Below are 20,909 nucleotides of genomic sequence, written 5' to 3' on the forward strand. Positions count from 1 at the left end.
CCTTCCAATTTTATCAATTCGAAAGGATACACCATGGTGGCGCAGAAGGGGAAAGACCTGCTGCTGAAGATCGATAATGGCGGAGCGTTCGTGACCGTTGCCGGGCTTCGCACGAAGCGGTTGGCGTTCAATGCGGAGAGCGTTGATGTGACGGATGCGGAAAGTGCTGGGCGCTGGCGGGAATTGCTGGCGGGGGCGGGTGTTCAGCGGGCGGGGTTGACGGCATCGGGCATTTTCAAGGACCAGCAGAGCGACGCGCTGGTGCGTGGGCAGTTCTTTGCGGGGGCCATTCCCCACTGGCAGATCGTGATACCGGATTTTGGCACGGTGGCGGGGCCGTTTCAGATCACCGCGCTGGAATATTCCGGGCGGCATGATGGCGAGGTGCAGTTCGAGACTGCGCTGGAATCGGCCGGTGCCATCAGCTTCGGAGCGCTGTGATGGGGGCGGGGAATTTCGGGCGGGCCAACCGCAGGCGCGGCGAGGTGGAGGCGGTGCTGGATGGTGAGCGGCGCATTCTGTGCCTGACGCTGGGTGCGCTGGCGGAACTGGAAACCGCCTTTGCCGCCGATGACCTGACGGGCTTGGCGAGCCGCTTCGCCAGCGGACGGATGAAGGCCGCCGACATGATCCGCGTCATCGGCGCGGGGCTTCGCGGTGCTGGCAACGTGTTTTCCGATGACGATGTGGGTGCGATGAGCATCGAGGGTGGAATTGCCGGTTATGCAACGATCGTGGGAGACCTCCTGACCGCGACCTTTGCCGGAACCGGCACAGAGGGGCAGGCCACGGCTTCCCCTTGAGTGCCGCAGCGGGTTCAAACCCTGATCATGGTGCCAAGCCCTTTCCCTGGGGGCAGGTGATCCATGCGGGCCTGAGCCTGCTGCGGCTTTCTCCAAACGTTTTCTGGGCACTGACGCCCGTGGAGTTTTTTGCCATGACGGGTGGGATGCGACCCAGGCGTGATGGGCTGGATCGGGGTGGGCTGGAGGGGTTGATGCGGGCTTTTCCTGATGGGTGATCAGGTTTTTGCCGTTTTCTTCGGGCGGCCGCCTTTTGCGCCATTGGCGCGGCTAGCGGCGGCTTTGGCGGGGGATCTGCTTTTCCCGCCACGGCTTTGCGCCTCCATAAAGGTCTTGCTGCCGAAGATGCCGCTCATCAGGCCGGTGACGGTATAATCCACGTCGAGGCTTTCCCAGTGGAGACCGGTTTCGCCGAGCAATTCGACTTCGGCGAGTTGCGCTGCTGTCGCCACTTCCAGCCCTTCGACCGCGCGAGCGGGGAACATGAAGGATGCACCATTGGTGAAATCCACGATGACGCGTTCTGATGGTGCGTCGAAGCGAACCGCGTTCGGGACAGGGCGCTCTTCACGTTCATGCGCCCAGCGCTTTTTTGCCTGGGCAAGCTCCTGATCGCTGATCTCAACCATGATATTTCCTCCAGGTATCGAGAAAGAGTTGCCGGTGTTCTTCGATCACATCCACCGCTCGTCGCACATCCCGGTCTGACATGCCTCCCTGTGTGATGACGCTGAGGTTGATGATATCGATGCGGCTTTCGCCTTCGCCGTAGACATGGGCGTGAGGCGGTTCGTGATCCGCGGTGTAGATGACGAAACGCATTCCATGCTGGCGAAGAACCGTGACCATTTCCTAAATAACCTAACTTCTTGGGTTTTTCAAATGATTTAGCAATTGATGCGTTTTTCCAATCCCCTAGCTTCCCAATTTGAATCAGAAAGGCAAGGCCGATGGCGGATGAGACGAATTTTGCTGGCCAGCGTGATGAGGCGCAGGCTTTGGCTGATGTGATGGAGGATCTGGAGCGGCGGTCGCAGCGGTTTGGGTCGGCTTTGACGTCTGCCTTGCAGGCCGCGACCACGGGTGGGAAGGGGTTGGATGGTGTGTTGCAAGGGCTGGGGACGCGGCTTTCCAATATTGCCCTGTCTGCCGGGTTGAAGCCGCTGGAGAACATGCTGTCTTCGGCGGTTAGCAGCCTCACGTCAGGGGCGGGATCACTGTTTGCATTTGCCAATGGCGGCGTGCCGGGGCGGGTGACGCCGTTTGCCGAGGGTGGGGTGGTCTCGAGCCCGACGTTTTTTCCCATGGGCAGCGATATGGGGTTGATGGGTGAAGCGGGTAGCGAGGCGATTTTGCCGTTGAAGCGTGGGGCGGATGGGTCGCTGGGCGTGGCGTCTGCCGGGGGAGGTGGCGGCACGCAGATCGTGTTCAATGTGACGGCGAGTGATGCGGCGAGTTTTCGGCGCAGCGAGGGGCAGATTTCGGCGATGCTGGCGCGGAGTGTGGGGCGGGGGCAGCGGGGGCTTTAGGTTGGCGTTGACGTGTTTTCGTGGTTGGCGTTGAGTTTGTGGCTGCCCCCTCTGTCCTGCCGGACATCTCCCCCACAGGTGGGGAGATCGACTCGTGGCGGCCACTCGGCCATTTCTGATGTCGAGATTGAGGTGGTGTTCGCGCCCAGCTGATCTCCCTCCTTGTGGGGGAGATGTCCGGCAGGACAGAGGGGGGTGAGCCACACCCGCTGCCGCTTGATGGCGGAAGAATGCAAGCGGGATGCTATCCGCAAAAATTTCACTTAAATCCAGGAAAATCAAAACCATGGCAGCATTTCATGAGGTGCGGTTTCCGTTGCGGTTGGCGTTGGGCACCAGTGGGGGGCCGGTGCGGCGGACGGATATTGTCAATTTGTCCAATGGGCGGGAGAACCGGAACCAGCGGTGGAGGAATTCTCGGCGGGCTTATGATGCAGGGTCGGGGGTTCGGTCTGTGAGCGACCTTTACGCGGTGCTGGAGTTTTTTGAGGCGCGGGGCGGGCAGCTTTATGGGTTTCGGTTTCGTGATCCGGTGGATTTTCGGTCTTGCCCGCCGCTGACGGTGCCGAGCGCGATGGATCAGCGGATTGGCACCGGGGATGGGGTGACGGCGGCGTTTTCGTTGCAAAAGACCTATGCCGATGCGGGGGGCGGGTGGACGAGAGCCATTGCAAAGCCGGTGGACGGGTCGGTGGTCGTTTCGGTGAATGGCGTGGCGACGACGGGTTTCAGCACGGACCATGCGACCGGGATCGTGACTTTTGCGGCGGGGCATGTTCCTGCTGTCGGGGCGGCTGTGAGGGCGGGGTTCGAGTTCGACGTACCTGTGCGGTTCGATATCGACCGCATCGATGTGAGCCTGAGTGCTTTCGAGGCCGGGCGTATTCCTTCCATTCCGCTGGTGGAGATTTTGCCGTGAAGACAGTGCCAGAGGATTTTGCCGCGCATCTTGGTGGCGAGGCGACGACGACGTGTCATTGCTGGAAGGTGAGCCTTCGCGATGGTGCGGTGCTTGGTTTTACTGAGCATGACGAGGCGCTGACATTTGGCGGTGTGACCTATCTGGCCGCGAGCGGATTTCAGGCTAGCGAAAACGACAGCGAGACGGGACTGGCGGCCAGCAGCGGTGAGGTGGCGGGTGGGTTTTCCAGCGAGGCGGTGAGTGAGGCGGACCTTGCGGCGGGGCGTTATGATGGCGCGAAGGTGGAGCTTTACCTCGTCAACTGGCAGGTGCCGGAGCAGCATGTGTTGCTGAAGGTGCGCGAGATTGGCGAGGTGACGCGGGCGGGTGGTGCCTTTACGGCGGAGCTGCGCAGCTTTGCCCACAGGCTGAGCCAGCCGCAGGGCCGGGTCTATGGACGGCGGTGTGATGCGGCGTTGGGTGATGCCAGATGCGGGGCTGATATTGCAGCGTTTCGGGCCAACGGCGCGGTAGTTTCCGTGGATGGCACCGGGCGGATGGTGGTCTCTGGGTTGGGCGCTTTTGCCGAAGGGTTTTTCAGGCAGGGCAAACTGATGTTTTCAAGCGGTGCGAATGCGGGCCGCGGTTTCGATCTGGATGACCATGCGCTGCGCGACGGGGTGGCGAGTTTGAGTTTCTGGCTGCCGCTGGAGGTGGCGCCACAGGCGGGCGATGCTTTCACCGTGAAGGCGGGGTGCGACAAGAGCTTTGGCGTCTGTAAGGCGAAATTTGCCAACCACCTAAATTTCAGAGGCTTTCCGCATATGCCGGGCGCGGATTTCGCCTATTCCTATGTGACCAGCCGGACGCAGCATGATGGCGGGGCGCTGTTTTCATGAGCGATATTGGTGGACGGGTTCTGGCGGTTGCCGAGGAGTGGATCGGTACGCCTTACCGGCATCAGGCCTGCATGAAGGGCGTGGGTTGCGATTGTCTGGGGCTGGTGCGCGGCATCTGGCGCGAGCTTTACGGGCAGGAGCCCGAACTGCCTCCGCCCTATGCGCGCGACTGGGCGGAGCGTGGCGGTGAGGACCGGTTGATGGCGGCGGCGGTGCGGCATTTCACGCCGGTTGCCAGCATGGCGCAAGCGCTGCCGGGCGACATGCTGCTGTTTCGCTGGCGTCCGGAATTCGCGGCCAAGCATGTGGGCATTCTGGCCGATGCCGACTACTTCATTCATGCCTATGAGGCGGCGTCTGTGCTGCGCTCGGCGCTGGTGCCGTCTTGGCGCAGGCGCATTGCGGGGGTGTTTCGGTTTCCAGAGGGGTGAGACCGGGTTTCTTCTCCCCGCCGGGGAGAAGGTGGCCTGAAAGGCCGGATGAGGGGGTAACGTTGCCGTACCCATCGACCCTTGCCCCCTCATCCAGCTGCCGCGACCTTCTCCCCAGCGGGGAGAAGGCGGAAAGACGCACCTTCTTCATTGATCCGCATAAGAGAGATAAGATATGGCAACCCTTGTTTTACAGGCGGCGGGCGCTGCACTTGGCAGCATTTTCGGACCGGTCGGTGCGATCATTGGCAGGGCGGCGGGGGCGTTGGCGGGGAGTGCGGTTGATAGCGCGCTGTTTTCCTCTTCGAAAACGGTGAGCGGTGCGCGGCTTTCGACGGCGCGCATTCCCGGTGCCGAGGAGGGGGCGGCGATTGCGCGTGCCTATGGCACGGTGCGGATTGGTGGCACACTGATCTGGGCGACGCGCTTTGAAGAGAGCGTGACGCGGGAGCGGCAGGGCGGCAAGAGCTCGAGTAGCAGCAGCACGACCGTCGAGACGTTTCAATATTTCGCCAATCTCGCCGTTGGTCTTTGCGAAGGCGAGGTGGCCATGGTGCGGCGGGTGTGGGCGGATGGGCAGGAGCTGGACCTGACCGGCATCGAAATGCGGTTCTACCCCGGTAGTGAGACGCAGCTTCCCGATCCGCTGATCGAGGCGCGGCAAGGGGCGGGCAATGCGCCGGCCTATCGTGGCCTGTCCTACGTCGTGTTCGAGCGGTTGCCGCTGGATGGTTTCGGCAATCGTATTCCGCTTTTACAGTTCGAGGTGGTGAGGCCCATCGGCAAGCTGGAGGGGCAGATCCGCGCGGTGACGGTGATACCCGGCGCGACGGAGCATGGTTATGCGACGGTTGCGGTGTCCGAACGGACGGGCGCCGGTGAAAGCCGGGTGATGAACCGGAATACGCTGGCGGCGGCGACCGACTGGCAGGCTTCCATCGACGAATTGCAGGCGCTGTGCCCCAATCTGGAAAGCGTGGCGCTGGTTGTGACGTGGTTCGGCACCGACATGCGCGCCGGTGAATGCCGCATTCTGCCCGGCGTGGAGGTGGCCTATCGCGACCGTGAAAGTGCGTCTTGGTCTGTCGCGGGCATGGGGCGCGGGCAGGCGTGGCTGGTGAGCCAGCGCGATGGCGGCCCGGCCTATGGCGGTACGCCTGATGATGCAAGCGTTTTGCAGGCCATTGCCGATTTGAAGGCGCGGGGCTTGAAGGCGTGCCTCTATCCGTTTGTGATGATGGATGTGCCAGCGGGCAATGCTCTGCCCGACCCTTATGGCAAGGTGGAACAGGATGCCTATGGCTGGCGAGGCAACATTACCTGCCACCCGGCTGCGGGGCAGAGCGGAAGTGCTGACCGCACGGTGGCGGGGCGGGCGCAAATTTCGACTTTCTGCAATCGTGCCGACGGGTACCGCCGCATGGTGCTGCATTATGCGGCGCTGGCGAAGCAGGCGGGCGGGGTGGACGCGTTTCTGATCGGCTCCGAGCTGCGCGGGCTGACGCGGGTGCGGGATCAGGCGAATGCCTTTCCCTTCGTGGAAGAGCTGGTACGGCTGGCGGGTGACGTGCGCGCCGTTGTGGGCGCTGCGACGAAGCTGACCTATGCCGCCGACTGGAGCGAATATTTTGGGTATCACCCGGCGGATGGTTCCGGTGACGTGTTCTTCAATCTTGATGCGTTGTGGGCGAGCCCGCATATCGATGCTGTCGGCATCGACAATTACATGCCGTTGTCCGACTGGCGCGACGAGGATGTGCTTGACGGTAATCCGGATGGTTTTGGAGGTGCCGACGATGCGGCGGGGTTTGGCCGCAGCATAGAGGGCGGTGAGGGTTTCGACTGGTATTATGCCAGCGATGCTGACCGCGCGGGCCGCAAGCGAAGTGCGATTTCCGACGGGTTGAGGGGCAAGCACTGGGTTTATCGCAACAAGGATTTGGCAGGCTGGTGGCAGAACCGGCATTATGACCGGGTGGCTGGCGTGGAACGTGCGACGCCAAGCGCGTGGGTGCCGGGCATGAAACCGTTCTGGTTGACCGAGCTGGGCTGCCCCGCGATCAACAAGGGCGCGAACCGGCCGAACACCTTCATCGACCCGAAATCATCCGAAAGCGCATATCCGCATTTTTCCAGCCGCATGCGCTCCGACAGTCAGCAGAGGCGGTTTCTGGAGGCGCATCACGATCATTGGGCGGGTGGTTTGGCGCTTCAGGGTATGGTCGATCCAGCCAGGGTTTTCGTCTGGACATGGGATGCACGACCTTACCCGGCCTTTCCGCAGGATGCGGCGACGTGGAGCGATGGTGCCAACTGGCGCACCGGTCACTGGCTGAACGGCAGGCTGGGGGCGACGACACTGGCCGATCTGATTGCGGCGGTTCTAAATGAGCATGGCTTTGCGGATTTCGATGTGTCCGCTGTCACCGGTGATGTGGCTGGTTATGCGCAGGGCGATGTGACGGCAGCGCGCAGCCTGTTGGAGCCTTTGCTGGAAGCGTTCCAGGTGGATGTGATTGAGGACGGGGCGACGCTTCGGTTTATCTCACGCGGACGTGCGGCGACGAAGACGAAGGTGGTGTCTGCTTTTGCGGATATCGAGGACTCGTCACTTTGGTCTGAGGCGCGTGGGCACGAGAGCGATTTTGCGGCGGAGGCGGTGCTGACCGCGTATAATCCAGCGCTGGATTACGAGCAGGCCAGCGTGCGCTCGCGCCGCGTCGATAATGCCGGCAACCGGGTGCTTCGGTATGATCTGGGCGCGGTGCTGGCGCAGGAGACCGCGCAGAACGCGGTGGAGGCGCTGTTGCGTGACAACCGGCTGGCGCGCCGCACGGTGCGCTTTTCGATTGCGCCGAACGAGATCGCGCTTGACCCCGGTGACTGTGTGGAGCTGGAGGGCGGGCCGAGCGGGCGGTTTCTGGTGAGCCGGATCGAAGATGGTGACGTGAGGCGCATCGAGGCGCGGGAATTCGCGCCATCGGCCATTGCCCTTTCCGGCGAGGCGGAAACGCCACGTACAGGTGGTGGCAGTGCATCCAGCGGGTTCGATCCGGATATCGTGCTGATGGATTTGCCGCGCTATGAGGCGGGCGAGGCACAGGGCTTTGCCCGGATTGCGGCCTTTGCCAAGCCCTGGCGGCGCATGGCGTTGTCCGCTTCTGCCGGAACCGAGGGTTATGAGGCGCGGGCGCTGCTGGACCAGCCAGCGAAGATCGGGGCACTCGCGAGCGCTTTACCGATGGGATTTGCCGGAAGGTTCAATGCATCTGGCGCAATCGAGATCACGTTGCCTTACGGCGATCTGGCTTCTGCCAGCGACCTTGCGGTGCTGAATGGGGCAAACCGCATTGCAATTCGTTGCGCTGGTGGTGCCTGGGAGATTGTCGCTTTTGCCAAGGCTGAAGAGGTAGCGGCCAAACGCTGGCGGCTGACGCGGCTGCTTCGGGGGCTTGCGGGCACCGAGGATGCGATGGCGGCGGGTGCCATCGCCGGTTCCGAGGTGGTGGTTCTGGATGCGGGCGTGGTGTCGATGGGCCTGCGCGGCGACGAGCGCGGGCTGCAACTGAACTGGATCATCGAGGCGGCGGGTGCGCAAATTTCAAGCGTTGGGCCGTTTGCCTTTGCGGGCGGAATGCGGGCGGAAACGCCGCTGGCACCGGTGCATCTGCGCGGGGTGCGAAGGGCGGATGGCGTGCGCCTGACATGGGTGCGGCGCGGGCGCGTGGAGGCCGATGGCTGGGACGCTGCCGATATTCCGCTGGATGAGGTGGCCGAGCGCTACCGTGTCGAGATTGTCTCAGACGGGGTGGTGCAGCGAGCAATCGAGGTGAGCGAGGCAGCTTGCCTTTATGCCGCGAGCGACGAGGTGGCGGATTTTGGTTCACCGCAGACAACGCTTGCGATTCGGGTGCGCCAATTGGGCCGGGCGGTGCCACTGGGCATCGCGGCCAGCGCCGTTTTGAGCGTGTAAACTTCACAATGACGTCAACCGAGAAAGGGTAGAACATGGACAATATGAAAGCCTGGTATCAGTCGAAAACCGTTTGGGGCGCGCTGATTGCAGTGTTGGCACCGCTGCTGCATGTGGTGGGGTTGAACCTGCCGACGGGATTCGAAGGCGAGCTTGCCGAGGGGTTGGTGACGGTGGCCGGCGGCGTGGGTGGGTTGATTGCGTTGTATGGGCGGTTGGCTGCGACGAGTGCGATTAGGTAGGGGATTGTGGGTTGGGCGGCAGTGGGTGTGGCTTACCCCCCTCTGTCCTGCCGGACATCTCCCCCACAGGTGGGGAGATCGACTCGTGGTTAGCTTTTGGCCATCTTTGACGGTGCGGATGAGCTGGTGAGGGTGCGCCCAGCTAATCTCCCCACCTGTGGGGGAGATGCCGGCAGGCAGAGGGGGGTGAGCCGCGCACGCTGCCGTTCAACGGGCGTTCACATACACCCTACCCCACATTCATTTGCCATTCAGACGCTTTGCGATACATATTCGGCCAAGAATTCGTTTCGACGTGCATCCGATTTTTCTTTGGAAGTTTTTTGCAATGGCATCACCCCTCATCATCGCGACGCTTGCAGCCGGTCTCTCCGGCTTTCCTGCGCCGCAGGTCGATGGGCAGGGTGTGCAGGTGCAGGGTCGGGTGCAGCAGGTTGCAAGCGACTGCAGCTCTGCCGTTTCCCGCGTGGTGCGCGAGACCGGCGGGCAGCTTCTTTCGGTCTATCCATCCAATGACGGCCAGAATTGTGTCGTGACCGTGCTCGTTCAGGGCAATGGCGAGCGCCCCCGCAAGGTGACGATGCGCGTACCAATGTAGACCGTCGCAATCCCCCAGAATCTGCCATAGGGTGCCGCGCGTCTGTGACGCGAAGAGGCACTCTATGGTTCTTGGGTGACACATCGTGCTTTACGAAAATCGATTCCGATTTTCGCGCCGATGCGCTAGACATGATTTGAATGACCGTCGCACTGCAGAAGTGACGGGTGGAATGAAAAGGGACGGACGATGCGCATTCTTGTGGTCGAGGACGATACCAACCTCAATCGACAGCTGACCGACGCGCTGAAAGAAGCGGGTTATGTCGTCGATCAGGCCTTTGACGGCGAAGAGGGGCATTATCTCGGCGATACCGAGCCCTATGACGCCATTGTGCTGGATATCGGCCTGCCGCAGATGGATGGCATTACCGTTGTCGAGAAATGGCGTGCCAGCGGCAAGTCCATGCCGGTTCTCATTCTGACCGCGCGCGACCGTTGGAGCGACAAGGTGGCGGGTATCGATGCTGGTGCCGATGACTATGTGACGAAGCCTTTCCATGTGGAGGAAATTCTGGCGCGTGTGCGCGCGCTGATCCGCCGTGCTGCGGGCCATGCGTCGTCCGAAATCGTCTGCGGTCCGGTGCGGCTGGACACGAAGTCCTCCAAGGCGACCGTCAACGGCACGACGCTGAAACTGACCTCTCACGAGTTCCGTCTTTTGTCCTACCTTATGCACCATATGGGTGAGGTGGTATCGCGAACAGAGCTGGTCGAGCATATGTACGATCAGGATTTCGACCGCGATTCCAACACCATCGAGGTTTTCGTTGGCCGTCTGCGCAAGAAGCTGGGCGTCGATCTGATCGAGACCATCCGCGGTCTCGGCTACCGGATGCAAGCACCCGCAGATGCGAAGTAATTCACTCACCGCCCGCGTTCTGCTGCTGGCCTCGGCATGGTCTGCCCTGGCGCTGGTGGTGATCGCGGTGGTGATTTCCACGCTCTACCGACAGGGCGTGGAGCGCAGTTTTACCGATTTACTGCGCGCGCAGCTTTATAACGTCATCAACTCCATTACCGTTTCCAACGAAAATACGCTGGCTGGTAGCCCACAGCTTGGCGATCTGCGGTTTTCGCAGCCCGAGACCGGCTGGTACTGGGTGGTGGAGCCATTGGGCAATTTTCAGACGGCACCGCTCGTTTCCTCATCGCTCGGCGTTTCGACGCTGCCTGTTCCCAGCATTCTGGATGTGCCGTTCGACAATCGCTACGAGCGCTATTACGTGGTGACGGACGAGGCGAAAAACCGTGTGCAGGTTGCTGAAACGGAGGTGGTGCTGGATGGAGAAGGGCGGGCGGCGCGCTTTCGCGTGACCGGCAACCTGAATGTCGTGGAAGACGATGTCAGTGACTTCTCCAATAGCCTCTATCTGGCGCTTGCCGTTTTCGGTGTCGGCAGTCTTGTGGTGAACGGCCTTGCGATTCTCTACAGCTTGCGACCGCTGGACAGGGCGCGTGTCGCGTTGGGCAAGATCCGCGCTGGCGATGCGGAGCGGTTGGAGGGCGAATTCCCAAGTGAAATTCAGCCTTTGGCAACCGAAGTGAATGCGCTGATCGAAAGCAACCGGCGTCTTGTGGAGCGGGCGCGCATGCAGGTGGGCAATCTGGCGCATTCGCTGAAAACACCGATTGCCGTTTTGCTGAACGAGGCGCGTACGCTGGACAGCCACCATGGCGATCTGGTGCGCGGCCAGGTGGATGCGATGCAGGCACAGGTGCAATCCTATCTTTCCCGCGCACGGATTGCCGCGCAACGCGGCTCGATTCTGGCACGGGTGGAAGCTGAACCGGCGCTGGAGCGGCTGGTGCGCGTGATGCGCCGGCTGAACCCGGAAAAGACATTCGAGTTGGACATGCAGCAGCCGGGAACAATTCTGGCGATGGAGCAGCAGGATCTGGAAGAAGCGGTCGGCAACCTCTTGGAAAATGCGGCACGCTTTGCTGAAACCAAGGTGGTAATCACGGTGATGCCGGGGACGCACCCGTCGTCTGATCCCGACGTGACACGCAGATCATGGGTCACGTTGCTGGTTGAAGATGACGGGCCGGGGCTAGAGCCCGAGCAGATCACTGAAGCGATGAAGCGCGGCAGGCGTTTGGACGAAAGCCGACCCGGGACGGGGCTTGGCCTTTCCATCGTCAGCGAGGTGGTTTCCGAATACCACGGTACCTTTGCCATGTCCCGCAGCCCGCTGGGCGGGCTGAAAGCCGAATTGCTTCTTCCCGGACTTTCGAAAGAGCTTGCATGACGGCTAAAAACTGGCAAGACATTTCGTGACGCATGACCGCGCCAGGATGGCGCGTGGATAAGGAGTGTATTCTTGGTTTACGTGATGGGCAAAGCCGGATCTGCCGGGATGAAATCCAACTTTATGCGCCCTGCCGTGGTTTCGCTGATCTGCCTTTCGGCGCTCAGCTCCTGCACCACATCCAACACCCGTGGTTCCGGTGGCGGTTTGATGGGTCGCGGTGGAGCGTCGGCAACGCCCTATATTTCCAGCCTTCAGGGCGGCATCGTCGGCAGAAGCGGCTTGCAGATGGGCCGTAGCGATTTCAACAAGGCGCTGGAAGCGGAATATCGTGCGCTGGAAACCGCGCCTGGTGGCCAAGCTGTCGTGTGGGGTGACGGCGACACGCGTGGCGAAGTCATCGCCAATGCGCCATACCAGGTCGGCAACCAGAATTGCCGCCAATACACCCATAATCTGACGGTAGACGGCAAGCAGGCGAAGGTGCGCGGTGCCGCCTGTCGCAACACCGATGGCACCTGGACGCCGCTGATCTGACGGTTGCTTGACGCGCGTCAAGGCAGGCAAGGCTGATCGTTAGAACGAGAGGCGTGGTGGAAATCGATCGAAGGGGATCGGTTCCACGGCGTTACGCGGCATAGTGCCTCAAATTCACGTCATCCTGCTGCGGCTTATTTCAAAGCGGCGCGCATTCGAGTAATTGAAACGGCATGTTCTGGATTTTTATCGCCCTGTTGACGGCGGCCGTGGCCATCGTTCTGACCTATCCGCTGATGCGCAGCAGCGGCGTAGCCGACACCGCCCGTGAAGGCGAGGTGGCTGTCTATCGCGACCAACTGGCCGAATTACAGCGCGAGCGTGAGAGCGGGCTGATTGGCGAGACGGAAGCTGAATATGCCCGCGCCGAAATCGGGCGGCGGCTGTTGGCCGCGGCCTCCGGCAAAACGGGCGAGGTTGCAGCGATCTCGCCACGGAAGCACAATGCGTTGGCCAGCATCGTGACTGTGCTGTTGCCGCTGACGGGGCTCTGTCTTTACTTGTTCATGGGCAGTCCTGGTATGCCGGACATGCCGCTACAGGCACGTCTTGAAAAGCCCGGCAATGACATGGACCTGATGATTGCCAAGGCCGAACGGCATCTGGCGCAGAACCCTGACGATGGCGCCGGATGGGATGTGCTGGCCCCGATCTATTTCAAGACCATGCGTTTAGGCGATGCGGAGATGGCCTATCGCAACGCCATCCGTCTTCAGGGTGAAAACCCTGAGCGTCTGACCGGCCTTGCCGAAACGTTGATTGCCACCAATGATGGTGTCGTTATTGATGATGCGCGCTCCGCATTGGAAGATGCGGAAAAGATGAGCCCCGGCAACCCGCGTGTGCGCTTTTATCTGGCGCTTTCGCTGGAGCAGGCGGGCAAAACGGATGAGGCGCGCAATGCCTTTGCCGCGCTGCTGAAGGATTCGCCCGAGGGCGCGCCGTGGATACCGCTGTTGCAGGCGCATCTGCAAAATACCGGCGGGGCAGACATTGCCGCTGCCCCGAAGCCGCAAGCGCCCGGCGGGCCAAGCGCCGAGGACGTGGCTGCAGCCAGCAACATGTCGGCCGAAGACCGGCAGGCGATGGTGGCGGGAATGGTGGAAAGTCTGGACGCGCGGCTGAAGGAAAACCCCGACAATTTCGAGGGTTGGATGCGGCTGGTGCGATCCTACGCCATGTTAAAGAATGACGAGAAGGCGCGTCAGGCTCTGGCCGACGGGCTAAAAGCCTTTCCGCCAGACGGTGAACAGGGCAAGCAGTTGATGGCGCTGGCGCAACAGTTGGGCGTTTCTGCGCAGGGAGTGACGCAATGACCCGCAAGCAGAAAAGACTGGCGATCATCGGCGGCGGTGTCAGCTTCATCATGATTGCAGCATTTCTGGTGATGTTCGCCTTTGGGCAGTCGATTGCCTATTTCTACATGCCTGGCGATCTGGAAAAGACCAGCGTTGCGCCCGGAACGCGCATCCGCCTTGGTGGGCTGGTGGCCGAAGGTTCGGTCAAGCGTGGCGAGGGGCGCACGGTGAGCTTTGCAGTGACCGATGGCGGCGCAACGGTGCCGGTCAGCTATACCGGGATTTTGCCGGACCTTTTTCGCGAGGGGCAGGGCGTGGTGACTGAAGGGACCTTCGATGCCGCGACGCATGCCTTTGTGGCTGACAGCGTTCTGGCCAAGCATGATGAAAACTACATGCCCAAGGAAGTCGCAGACCGGCTGAAGGACAAGGGCCTGTGGCAGCAGGCACCAGACGGTGTGACAAAGACCGGAGCGACGCAATGATTACCGAAATCGGCCATTATGCTCTGGTGTTGGCGCTGGGTGTGGCGCTCGTCGTGTCCACGCTGCCGGCGTTCGGGGCGCGCCGCAATGACAAGGCATTGATGGACATTGCGCCCATCGGCTCCGTTCTGCTGTTTCTGCTGGTGGGCATTGCCTTTGCATCGCTGACGCACGCCTATGCGGTCTCGGATTTCTCGCTGAAGAACGTCTATGAGAATTCCCATTCTCTGATGCCGATGCTCTATAAGCTGACCGGCGTGTGGGGCAACCATGAGGGATCGATGCTGCTGTGGCTGCTGATCCTCGTGCTGTTCAGTGCGATGGTTGCCGTCTATGGCCGCAATCTGCCCGATACGCTCCGCGCCAATGTGCTGGCCGTGCAGGCCTGGGTGACGACGGCGTTTCTGCTGTTCATTCTGTTGACGTCCAATCCCTTTGCGCGGCTTTCGCCGGTTCCCGCCGAAGGGCAGGATCTCAACCCGGTGCTTCAGGATTTCGGCCTCGCGATCCATCCGCCGCTGCTCTACCTCGGTTATGTCGGCTTCTCCGTCTGTTTCTCCTTTGCCGTTGCCGCCCTGATGGAAGGGCGCATCGATGCCGCATGGGCGCGCTGGGTGCGGCCATGGACCTTGGCTGCCTGGACCTTTCTGACGGCGGGCATTTCGATGGGCTCCTACTGGGCCTATTACGAACTCGGCTGGGGCGGCTGGTGGTTCTGGGACCCGGTGGAGAACGCCTCTTTCATGCCGTGGCTGGCTGGAACCGCGCTTTTGCATTCGGCGCTGGTGATGGAAAAGCGCGAGGCGCTGAAAATCTGGACCGTGCTGCTGGCGATCATGACCTTTTCGCTATCGCTGCTCGGCACCTTCCTTGTGCGCTCCGGTGTGCTGACCTCGGTGCATGCCTTCGCGACCGACCCGAGCCGTGGCATTTTCATTCTGTGCATTCTGATGATCTTCATCGGTGGCGCGTTTTCGTTGTTTGCATGGCGTGCGCCGATGCTGAAGGCCGGTGGCCTGTTCGCGCCGGTTTCGCGCGAGGGTGCACTGGTTCTGAACAACCTGATCCTGACGGTTTCCACCGCGACTGTGCTGATCGGTACGCTGTACCCGCTGGTTCTGGAAACGTTGACCGGCGAGAAGATTTCCGTCGGTGAGCCCTTCTTCAACCTGACCTTCGGGCTGTTGATGATTCCCATTCTGATCGTGACGCCATTCGGGCCTATGATGGCATGGAAGCGCGGCGATTTGCTGGGTGCGTTTCAACGGCTGTATGTGGCGGCGGCTCTGGCCTGCGTTGCTGGTTTGACGCTGTGGTATATCGAGCATGGCGGGCCTGTCATGGCCGTGTTGGGCATGATCGCAGGATTCTGGCTGATCTTCGGCGCGCTGGCCGATCTGTGGTATCGCGCCAATTTCGGCAAGCTCGCCTTTGGCATCGCGCTACGACGTCTCAAGGGTCTGCCACGCTCCACTTTCGGAACGACGTTGGCGCATATGGGGCTTGGCGTGACCGTGCTGGGCATCGTTATCGTGACCACCTTCGAGACGGAAACTGTGGTCGAGATGAAGCAGGGCATGGCGGTGGATGCGGGCGGCTATAGCCTGACCTTCGATGGTATCCGTCATCATGTCGGGCCGAACTATACCGAGGATCGCGGCCATTTCACTGCGCGTAAAGGCGGGGTCGAGGTGGCTGATGTGTGGTCATCGAAGCGGCTATACACGGCGCGGCGTATGCCGACGACGGAAGCTGGCATCATGACATTCGGGCTTTCGCAGCTTTACGTATCGCTGGGCGACCCGATGGCCGATGGCGGCATGGTGGTCCGCATCTGGTGGAAGCCGTTCATTCTGTGCATCTGGGGTGGCACGGTGTTCATGATGATTGGTGGGCTGGTTTCACTGTCTGACCGCCGGTTGCGCGTGGGTGCGCCGAGGCGGAAAGCGAAGGCGGCACCAGTGCTGGAGCCTGCGGAATGATGGGGCTCCATCTTCCCTCATTCCTGTGCTTGTCACAGGAATCCAGTGCGCCCAAGTCTTTGGGCGCGAAAGAGTCATTCACGGCGCAGACGCGCCGTGGCTGGATTCCTGTGACGAGCACAGGAATGAGGGAGGTTTTCTCTACGGTTGCCGTTCTCATCACCCTCCTATTTACATCACTCCCCGCATTCGCCTTCAACCCCGACGAAGTTCTCTCCGACCCAGCGCTCGAAGCCCGCGCACGAGCGCTGACCGTGCAGTTGCGTTGCATGGTGTGCCAGAATCAGTCCATCGATGACAGCAATGCAGAGCTGGCGCGGGATTTGCGGGTGCTGGTGCGCGAGCGGTTGACGCAGGGAGATAGCGACGACGCGGTGGTCGATTATGTCGTGTCGCGCTATGGCGAATTTGTTTTGCTGAAGCCGCGGTTTAGTGCGCGTACCATTGCGTTGTGGGGCGCGCCGATTGCGCTGATTGTGATTGGCGCGACGGCGATTTTTGTTTTTGCGCGGCGTCGGGTGGCGGTGTCCGAGGGACAGAAGCTGACGGTGGATGAAGAGGCGCGGATTCGGGATTTGTTGGGGTAGGGGTGAGTGGGGTGGCTTGCGACATACAATGCAAGCTGGCAACCGTGGCTCCCCCCCTCCGTCCTGCCGGACATCTCCCCCTCAAGGGGGGAGATTAGCTGGGCGCGGGCTCTCCACCCTATCCGCAGCATTCAAGATGACCGAGACATCGCCGCGAGTCGATCTCCCCCCTTGAGGGGGAGATGTCCGGCAGGACAGAGGGGGGTAGGCCACAAGCACTGCCCTATATTGCGGCGGTTAGGTTAAAGATAAAACGCAATATATTTCAACGATTTATAATCCATCCATAACCCTCTCTTCCGCAAATCCCCCAACATTACGGATTTTTCACGCGCCAGACACTTCGCTGTAAGGTGCGGGCACCTATATCTTCATCATCCACCGCTTCCCCGATCCACCGGGGCTCCAGTCTGAATGAAGAAAGAAGGTAAGTTCCATGTCTAATTTGCAAAACGGACGTCCCTCGTTGAAGACCATCCTCAAGTCTTCCGCTGTTGGCGGTCTGGCGACTTTGATGCTGACGACAGGCGTCGCTGGGCCAATCGCTCATTCTTTCGCAGCACCCGTTGAAGTGACCGCGCCGCAGGTGCCGAGCTTTGCCAACGTTGTAGACGCGGTTTCCCCTGCCGTCGTCTCTGTGCGCGTACAATCCAATGTGCAGCCGGCTTCCGATGATAACAGCGGCTATTCATTCAATTTTGGCGGTCGTGGTCTCGACCAGCTTCCCGATGATCACCCGCTAAAGCGCTTCTTCAAAGAATTTGGCGGACCGGGTGCCGGTGAAGGCGACAAGCGCGCCGACCGTGGTCCGAAGGCCCACCGCGACGGTAAAGGCCCGCTGCGTCCAACCGCGCAGGGCTCTGGCTTCTTCATCTCCGAGGACGGCTATATCGTAACCAACAACCACGTTGTGGATGATGGTTCCGCCTATACGGTTGTTATGAACGACGGCACGGAACTCGATGCCAAGCTGATTGGTCGCGATACTCGCACTGATCTGGCCGTGCTGAAAGTGGACGTGAACCGCAAGTTTACCTATGTTCAGTTTGCCGATGACAGCAAAATCCGCGTTGGTGACTGGGTCGTGGCTGTCGGTAACCCATTCGGCCTTGGTGGCACTGTAACGTCGGGTATCGTCTCCGCTCGTGGTCGCGACATCGGCTCCGGTCCTTATGACGATTACCTCCAGATTGACGCTGCCGTGAACCGGGGTAATTCCGGTGGTCCGGCCTTCAACCTCAACGGCGAAGTCGTCGGCATCAACACCGCGATCTTCTCTCCATCCGGCGGTAATGTGGGTATTGCTTTCGCCATTCCCGCATCCGTAGCCAAGGATGTCGTTCAGGATTTGATCAAGGATGGTAAGGTCGAGCGTGGCTGGCTCGGTGTACAGATTCAGCCTGTGAGCAAGGATATCGCTGAGTCGCTTGGTCTTGCCGAGGCAAGTGGCGCGCTGGTGGTTGCTCCGCAGGCCGGTTCGCCCGGTGACAAGGCTGGCATCAAGCAGGGTGACATCATCACCGCGCTGAATGGCGATACGGTCAAGGACGCCCGCGATCTCTCACGCCGCATCGGTGCCATGGCTCCGAATACCAAAGTCGAGCTTTCGCTGTGGCGCGGTGGTAAGGCGCACCCGGTAACGGTGACCTTGGGCGATCTTGCCAGCGATGATGCCTCCAAGGCAACGGCCAGCCAGAATGATGACAAGGGTAGCCAGCCTTCCAGCGAAAAAGCGCTGTCCAGCCTTGGTCTGACGGTTGCGCCTTCTGACGATGGCGCGGGCCTTGCGATCACCGACGTCGATCCAGACTCCGATGCCGCAGCCCGTGGTCTGAAGACCGGCGAAAAGATCACATCGGTCAACAACCAGCAGGTCGCGTCCGCTGCTGATGTCGAGAAGATTCTCTCGCAGGCCAAGAAGGACGGTCGTTCCAAGGCTCTGTTCCAGATCCAGACGGAAGATGGCAGCCGCTTCATCGCGCTGGATATCGACCAGGGTTGATCATGACACTGTGGCGGGAGGGGCAATTGCCTCTCCCGCCACTCCTCATTGAAGGTCACGCCGCGACATCTTCGGAGAAACCACATGGAAAACAAGACACAGGAATCATCTCCCGCATCTGTTTCCGGTTGTGCGGTTGATGTTGACAACGCTATTGTCCCGCACATGAAGATTCTTGTTATCGAAGACGATCTGGAAGCTGCGGCCTATATGACCAAGGCGTTCCGGGAAGCGGGCATTGTGGCCGATCACGCCAGCGATGGCGAGAGCGGCCTGTTTATGGGCGTTGAGAATGCCTATGACGTGATGGTCATCGACCGCATGCTGCCGCGCCGTGATGGGCTTTCCGTTATCAGCGAGTTGCGCCGTCGCGGTATCGAGACGCCGGTGCTGATTCTCTCCGCTCTGGGGCAGGTGGATGACCGCGTGACAGGCTTGCGGGCCGGTGGCGACGATTATCTGCCGAAACCCTATGCTTTCAGCGAGCTGCTGGCGCGCATTGAGGTGTTGGGTCGTCGCAAGGGCAAGCCGGAGCAGGACATGGTCTACCGTGTCGGCGATCTGGAACTCGATCGCCTTTCCCATGACGTGCGCCGCGCCGGTAAGGAAATTCTACTGCAGCCGCGCGAATTTCGCCTGCTGGAATATTTGATGAAGAACGCGGGCCAGGTGGTGACGCGCACCATGCTTCTGGAAAATGTCTGGGATTACCACTTCGATCCGCAGACCAACGTCATCGACGTGCATGTGTCGCGCCTTCGCTCGAAAATCGAGAAGGATTTCGACAAGCCGTTGCTGAAAACCATTCGCGGTGCGGGCTATATGATGAAGGATGAGGGGTAAAGCCGCCTCATGGCACGTCTTCGTCTTCTGTTCAGCTCGACGGCGGTGCGCCTTTCGGCGCTTTACATCCTGCTTTTCGCGCTTTGTGCTGCTTTCCTCGTTTTCTATGTGACCGCGCTGTCCGAGGGACTGCTGAACCAGCAGACGCGTGACGCCGTGCAACAGGAAGTCAATGACGTCCAGCGCGTCTATAATCGCGGCGGCATCAACCCGCTGTTGCGAATGATGGAACGCCGCGCGCGGCAGCCAGGGGCGAGCCTTTATGTGATCGCCGGGCCGAATGGCGAAATATTGGCTGGCAACGTCGCTTCCGTGCAGCCCGGTGTGTTCGACAATGAGGGCTGGACCGAGTTTCCGTTTGGTTACGAGCGCTATTCCGAAAGCGGCGATGCGGTGAAACATCTCGCCACCGCCAATATTTTCCGCCTCGATAATGGCCTGCGTATTCTGGTCGGTCGCGATCTGGGCGAGCCGACGAAGTTCCGGCTGCTGGTGCGCAATGCCCTGATGGTGGCGCTCGCCATTATGGGTGGTGGCGCTGTTCTCATCTGGTTTGCAATCGGTCGCAATGCGCTGAAGCGTCTCAACCGCATGTCCGATGCGACAAAGAAAATTATGGCGGGCGATCTTTCGCAGCGCTTGCCGCAGGGCCGTTCCGGCGATGAATTTGACCGTCTCTCGGGTTCGCTCAACGCCATGCTGGGGCGTATCGAGAAGCTGAACGAGGGTCTGCGGCAGGTTTCTGACAACATCGCGCATGACCTCAAGACGCCGCTGACGCGGCTGCGTAACAAGGCGACTGAGGCGCTGGAAGACCGGGATGACGACAAGCGTCGTTCAGCACTGGAGGGCATCATTGCGGAATCCGATCAACTGATCCGCACGTTCAACGCGCTTTTAATGATTTCCCGCGTTGAGGCGGGCTCCATCGCCGCCGAAATGAGCGATGTGGATGTATCCGCAATTGCCGAAGATAGCGCCGAGCTTTACGAGCCTGTCGCCGATGAGGAAGGCTTGACGCTGACGGCGGATATTACGCCGGGGCTGATCGTGCAGGGTAACCGCGAACTGATCGGCCAGGCGTTGACCAATCTCATCGACAACGCCATCAAATACGCCAGTGGGCATGAGGGCAAGAAGGGGCTTGCCGTGCGGCTGGTGCGGCAGGAGGACGGCATCGTTCTGTCGGTGGCCGACAATGGTCCCGGTGTGCCAGCCAACAAACGCGACGAGGTGATCAAGCGTTTCGTGCGGCTGGACGAAAGCCGTTCCAAGCCCGGAACGGGTCTGGGGCTTTCTCTTGTCGAGGCGGTGATGGAGCTGCATGGCGGTTCGCTGCGGCTTTCTGATACCGATCCTGAGAATGCCGCGGCACCTGGCCTGACTGTTTCGATGGTTTTTCCTGTGACTACACCTTAAGGTCCTCTCTGTTTTTCCCTCATCCCTGTGCTCGTCACAGGGATCCAGTCAGCCCAAGTCTTTGGGCTGAGGAGAGCCTTTTGACCGAGCAGACGCTCGGTCGCTGGATTCCTGTGACAGGCACAGGAA

At 60.7% G+C, this 20,909-nt stretch carries 22 protein-coding genes; 20 read left to right on the forward strand and 2 right to left on the reverse strand.

All coding sequences use genetic code 11. The features are described 5' to 3' along the window. Positions 1 to 33 precede the first annotated feature (33 nt). Genes CPJ18_RS13220 through CPJ18_RS13230 form a run of 3 tightly spaced genes read left to right on the forward strand, consistent with a single transcriptional unit; the run spans position 34 to position 1,021 of the window. On the forward strand, positions 34 to 441 hold the full coding sequence (locus tag CPJ18_RS13220) for a phage major tail protein, TP901-1 family (protein ID WP_103658825.1): 408 nt from the start codon (positions 34 to 36) through the stop codon (positions 439 to 441). Further along, positions 441 to 803, forward strand: a complete 363-nt coding sequence (locus CPJ18_RS13225) for a gene transfer agent family protein (RefSeq protein WP_103658827.1) — start codon at positions 441 to 443, stop codon at positions 801 to 803. The genes CPJ18_RS13220 and CPJ18_RS13225 overlap by 1 nt, the downstream gene beginning before the upstream one ends. Next, positions 800 to 1,021, forward strand: a complete 222-nt coding sequence (locus CPJ18_RS13230; RefSeq protein ID WP_103658829.1) for a rcc01693 family protein — start codon at positions 800 to 802, stop codon at positions 1,019 to 1,021. The genes CPJ18_RS13225 and CPJ18_RS13230 overlap by 4 nt, the downstream gene beginning before the upstream one ends. Here the strand turns inward: CPJ18_RS13230 and CPJ18_RS13235 are convergent, their stop codons facing one another. Both CPJ18_RS13235 and CPJ18_RS13240 read right to left on the reverse strand, forming a co-directional pair. Further along, positions 1,022 to 1,432, reverse strand: coding sequence for a DUF2442 domain-containing protein (locus CPJ18_RS13235; protein WP_103658831.1), 411 nt, complete (start codon positions 1,430 to 1,432; stop codon positions 1,022 to 1,024). Further along, entirely contained in the window at positions 1,425 to 1,652 is a 228-nt protein-coding gene (locus CPJ18_RS13240) for a DUF4160 domain-containing protein (RefSeq protein ID WP_103658833.1), read from the reverse strand. Before CPJ18_RS13240 ends, CPJ18_RS13235 begins: the two co-directional genes overlap by 8 nt. A gap of 101 nt (positions 1,653 to 1,753) precedes the next feature. Here CPJ18_RS13240 and CPJ18_RS13245 point away from each other — a divergent pair, with 101 nt between their 5' ends. From CPJ18_RS13245 to CPJ18_RS13335, 17 genes are all read left to right on the forward strand, one after another. Next, a complete protein-coding gene (locus tag CPJ18_RS13245) occupies positions 1,754 to 2,332 on the forward strand; it encodes a phage tail tape measure protein (protein ID WP_103658835.1) in 579 nt (192 codons plus the stop codon). A gap of 286 nt (positions 2,333 to 2,618) precedes the next feature. Further along, entirely contained in the window at positions 2,619 to 3,251 is a 633-nt protein-coding gene (locus CPJ18_RS13250) for a TIGR02217 family protein (protein ID WP_103658837.1), read from the forward strand. Continuing rightward, positions 3,248 to 4,132, forward strand: a complete 885-nt coding sequence (locus CPJ18_RS13255; protein WP_103658839.1) for a DUF2163 domain-containing protein — start codon at positions 3,248 to 3,250, stop codon at positions 4,130 to 4,132. The genes CPJ18_RS13250 and CPJ18_RS13255 overlap by 4 nt, the downstream gene beginning before the upstream one ends. Further along, positions 4,129 to 4,563: an NlpC/P60 family protein gene (locus CPJ18_RS13260; RefSeq protein ID WP_103658841.1), complete on the forward strand. Its 435-nt coding sequence runs from the start codon at positions 4,129 to 4,131 to the stop codon at positions 4,561 to 4,563. The genes CPJ18_RS13255 and CPJ18_RS13260 overlap by 4 nt, the downstream gene beginning before the upstream one ends. Before the next feature lie 175 nt (positions 4,564 to 4,738). Then, positions 4,739 to 8,536 (forward strand): baseplate multidomain protein megatron, encoded by a 3,798-nt coding sequence (locus tag CPJ18_RS13265; protein WP_103658843.1) that lies wholly within the window; start codon positions 4,739 to 4,741, stop codon positions 8,534 to 8,536. 35 nt (positions 8,537 to 8,571) lie between these two features. Further along, positions 8,572 to 8,778: a hypothetical protein gene (locus CPJ18_RS13270; RefSeq protein ID WP_103658845.1), complete on the forward strand. Its 207-nt coding sequence runs from the start codon at positions 8,572 to 8,574 to the stop codon at positions 8,776 to 8,778. Between the two features lie 328 nt (positions 8,779 to 9,106). Next, on the forward strand, positions 9,107 to 9,376 hold the full coding sequence (locus tag CPJ18_RS13280) for a hypothetical protein (protein ID WP_077106195.1): 270 nt from the start codon (positions 9,107 to 9,109) through the stop codon (positions 9,374 to 9,376). A gap of 189 nt (positions 9,377 to 9,565) precedes the next feature. Continuing rightward, a complete protein-coding gene (locus tag CPJ18_RS13285) occupies positions 9,566 to 10,237 on the forward strand; it encodes a response regulator transcription factor (RefSeq protein WP_077106194.1) in 672 nt (223 codons plus the stop codon). After that, positions 10,227 to 11,627: a sensor histidine kinase gene (locus CPJ18_RS13290; protein WP_077122314.1), complete on the forward strand. Its 1,401-nt coding sequence runs from the start codon at positions 10,227 to 10,229 to the stop codon at positions 11,625 to 11,627. The genes CPJ18_RS13285 and CPJ18_RS13290 overlap by 11 nt, the downstream gene beginning before the upstream one ends. 108 nt (positions 11,628 to 11,735) lie before the next feature. Further along, positions 11,736 to 12,164 carry a hypothetical protein gene (locus tag CPJ18_RS13295; protein ID WP_103585470.1) on the forward strand — a complete coding sequence of 143 codons (429 nt, stop codon included), beginning with the start codon at positions 11,736 to 11,738 and terminating at the stop codon, positions 12,162 to 12,164. A gap of 173 nt (positions 12,165 to 12,337) precedes the next feature. Next, positions 12,338 to 13,480 carry a c-type cytochrome biogenesis protein CcmI gene (gene ccmI / locus CPJ18_RS13300; RefSeq protein ID WP_103658847.1) on the forward strand — a complete coding sequence of 381 codons (1,143 nt, stop codon included), beginning with the start codon at positions 12,338 to 12,340 and terminating at the stop codon, positions 13,478 to 13,480. Further along, positions 13,477 to 13,947: a cytochrome c maturation protein CcmE gene (gene ccmE / locus CPJ18_RS13305; protein WP_077106191.1), complete on the forward strand. Its 471-nt coding sequence runs from the start codon at positions 13,477 to 13,479 to the stop codon at positions 13,945 to 13,947. The genes ccmI and ccmE overlap by 4 nt, the downstream gene beginning before the upstream one ends. Further along, positions 13,944 to 15,929 carry a heme lyase CcmF/NrfE family subunit gene (locus CPJ18_RS13310; protein ID WP_103658849.1) on the forward strand — a complete coding sequence of 662 codons (1,986 nt, stop codon included), beginning with the start codon at positions 13,944 to 13,946 and terminating at the stop codon, positions 15,927 to 15,929. Before ccmE ends, CPJ18_RS13310 begins: the two co-directional genes overlap by 4 nt. A 125-nt stretch (positions 15,930 to 16,054) precedes the next feature. Next, a complete protein-coding gene (locus tag CPJ18_RS13315; RefSeq protein ID WP_103658851.1) occupies positions 16,055 to 16,516 on the forward strand; it encodes a cytochrome c-type biogenesis protein in 462 nt (153 codons plus the stop codon). A 436-nt stretch (positions 16,517 to 16,952) separates the two neighbouring features. Continuing rightward, positions 16,953 to 18,518: a Do family serine endopeptidase gene (locus tag CPJ18_RS13325; protein ID WP_103658853.1), complete on the forward strand. Its 1,566-nt coding sequence runs from the start codon at positions 16,953 to 16,955 to the stop codon at positions 18,516 to 18,518. 84 nt (positions 18,519 to 18,602) lie between these two features. After that, positions 18,603 to 19,361 carry a response regulator transcription factor gene (locus tag CPJ18_RS13330; protein WP_103584686.1) on the forward strand — a complete coding sequence of 253 codons (759 nt, stop codon included), beginning with the start codon at positions 18,603 to 18,605 and terminating at the stop codon, positions 19,359 to 19,361. 9 nt (positions 19,362 to 19,370) lie between these two features. Next, positions 19,371 to 20,780 (forward strand): sensor histidine kinase, encoded by a 1,410-nt coding sequence (locus tag CPJ18_RS13335; protein WP_103658854.1) that lies wholly within the window; start codon positions 19,371 to 19,373, stop codon positions 20,778 to 20,780. Positions 20,781 to 20,909: the final 129 nt, after the last annotated feature.

Origin of the sequence: Agrobacterium rosae (assembly GCF_002915175.1) — a bacterium.
Lineage (GTDB): Bacteria > Pseudomonadota > Alphaproteobacteria > Rhizobiales > Rhizobiaceae > Agrobacterium > Agrobacterium rosae.

Coding starts and splice junctions, on each gene's coding strand:
- CPJ18_RS13220 (WP_103658825.1), top strand. CDS start 34: ATGGTGGCGCAGAAGGGGAAAGACCTGCTGCTGAAGATCGATAATGGC.
- CPJ18_RS13225 (WP_103658827.1), top strand. CDS start 441: ATGGGGGCGGGGAATTTCGGGCGGGCCAACCGCAGGCGCGGCGAGGTG.
- CPJ18_RS13235 (WP_103658831.1), bottom strand. CDS start 1,432: ATGGTTGAGATCAGCGATCAGGAGCTTGCCCAGGCAAAAAAGCGCTGG.
- CPJ18_RS13240 (WP_103658833.1), bottom strand. CDS start 1,652: ATGGTCACGGTTCTTCGCCAGCATGGAATGCGTTTCGTCATCTACACC.
- CPJ18_RS13245 (WP_103658835.1), top strand. CDS start 1,754: ATGGCGGATGAGACGAATTTTGCTGGCCAGCGTGATGAGGCGCAGGCT.
- CPJ18_RS13250 (WP_103658837.1), top strand. CDS start 2,619: ATGGCAGCATTTCATGAGGTGCGGTTTCCGTTGCGGTTGGCGTTGGGC.
- CPJ18_RS13260 (WP_103658841.1), top strand. CDS start 4,129: ATGAGCGATATTGGTGGACGGGTTCTGGCGGTTGCCGAGGAGTGGATC.
- CPJ18_RS13265 (WP_103658843.1), top strand. CDS start 4,739: ATGGCAACCCTTGTTTTACAGGCGGCGGGCGCTGCACTTGGCAGCATT.
- CPJ18_RS13270 (WP_103658845.1), top strand. CDS start 8,572: ATGGACAATATGAAAGCCTGGTATCAGTCGAAAACCGTTTGGGGCGCG.
- CPJ18_RS13280 (WP_077106195.1), top strand. CDS start 9,107: ATGGCATCACCCCTCATCATCGCGACGCTTGCAGCCGGTCTCTCCGGC.
- CPJ18_RS13285 (WP_077106194.1), top strand. CDS start 9,566: ATGCGCATTCTTGTGGTCGAGGACGATACCAACCTCAATCGACAGCTG.
- CPJ18_RS13290 (WP_077122314.1), top strand. CDS start 10,227: ATGCGAAGTAATTCACTCACCGCCCGCGTTCTGCTGCTGGCCTCGGCA.
- CPJ18_RS13295 (WP_103585470.1), top strand. CDS start 11,736: ATGAAATCCAACTTTATGCGCCCTGCCGTGGTTTCGCTGATCTGCCTT.
- ccmI (WP_103658847.1), top strand. CDS start 12,338: ATGTTCTGGATTTTTATCGCCCTGTTGACGGCGGCCGTGGCCATCGTT.
- ccmE (WP_077106191.1), top strand. CDS start 13,477: ATGACCCGCAAGCAGAAAAGACTGGCGATCATCGGCGGCGGTGTCAGC.
- CPJ18_RS13310 (WP_103658849.1), top strand. CDS start 13,944: ATGATTACCGAAATCGGCCATTATGCTCTGGTGTTGGCGCTGGGTGTG.
- CPJ18_RS13315 (WP_103658851.1), top strand. CDS start 16,055: ATGAGGGAGGTTTTCTCTACGGTTGCCGTTCTCATCACCCTCCTATTT.
- CPJ18_RS13325 (WP_103658853.1), top strand. CDS start 16,953: ATGTCTAATTTGCAAAACGGACGTCCCTCGTTGAAGACCATCCTCAAG.
- CPJ18_RS13330 (WP_103584686.1), top strand. CDS start 18,603: ATGGAAAACAAGACACAGGAATCATCTCCCGCATCTGTTTCCGGTTGT.
- CPJ18_RS13335 (WP_103658854.1), top strand. CDS start 19,371: ATGGCACGTCTTCGTCTTCTGTTCAGCTCGACGGCGGTGCGCCTTTCG.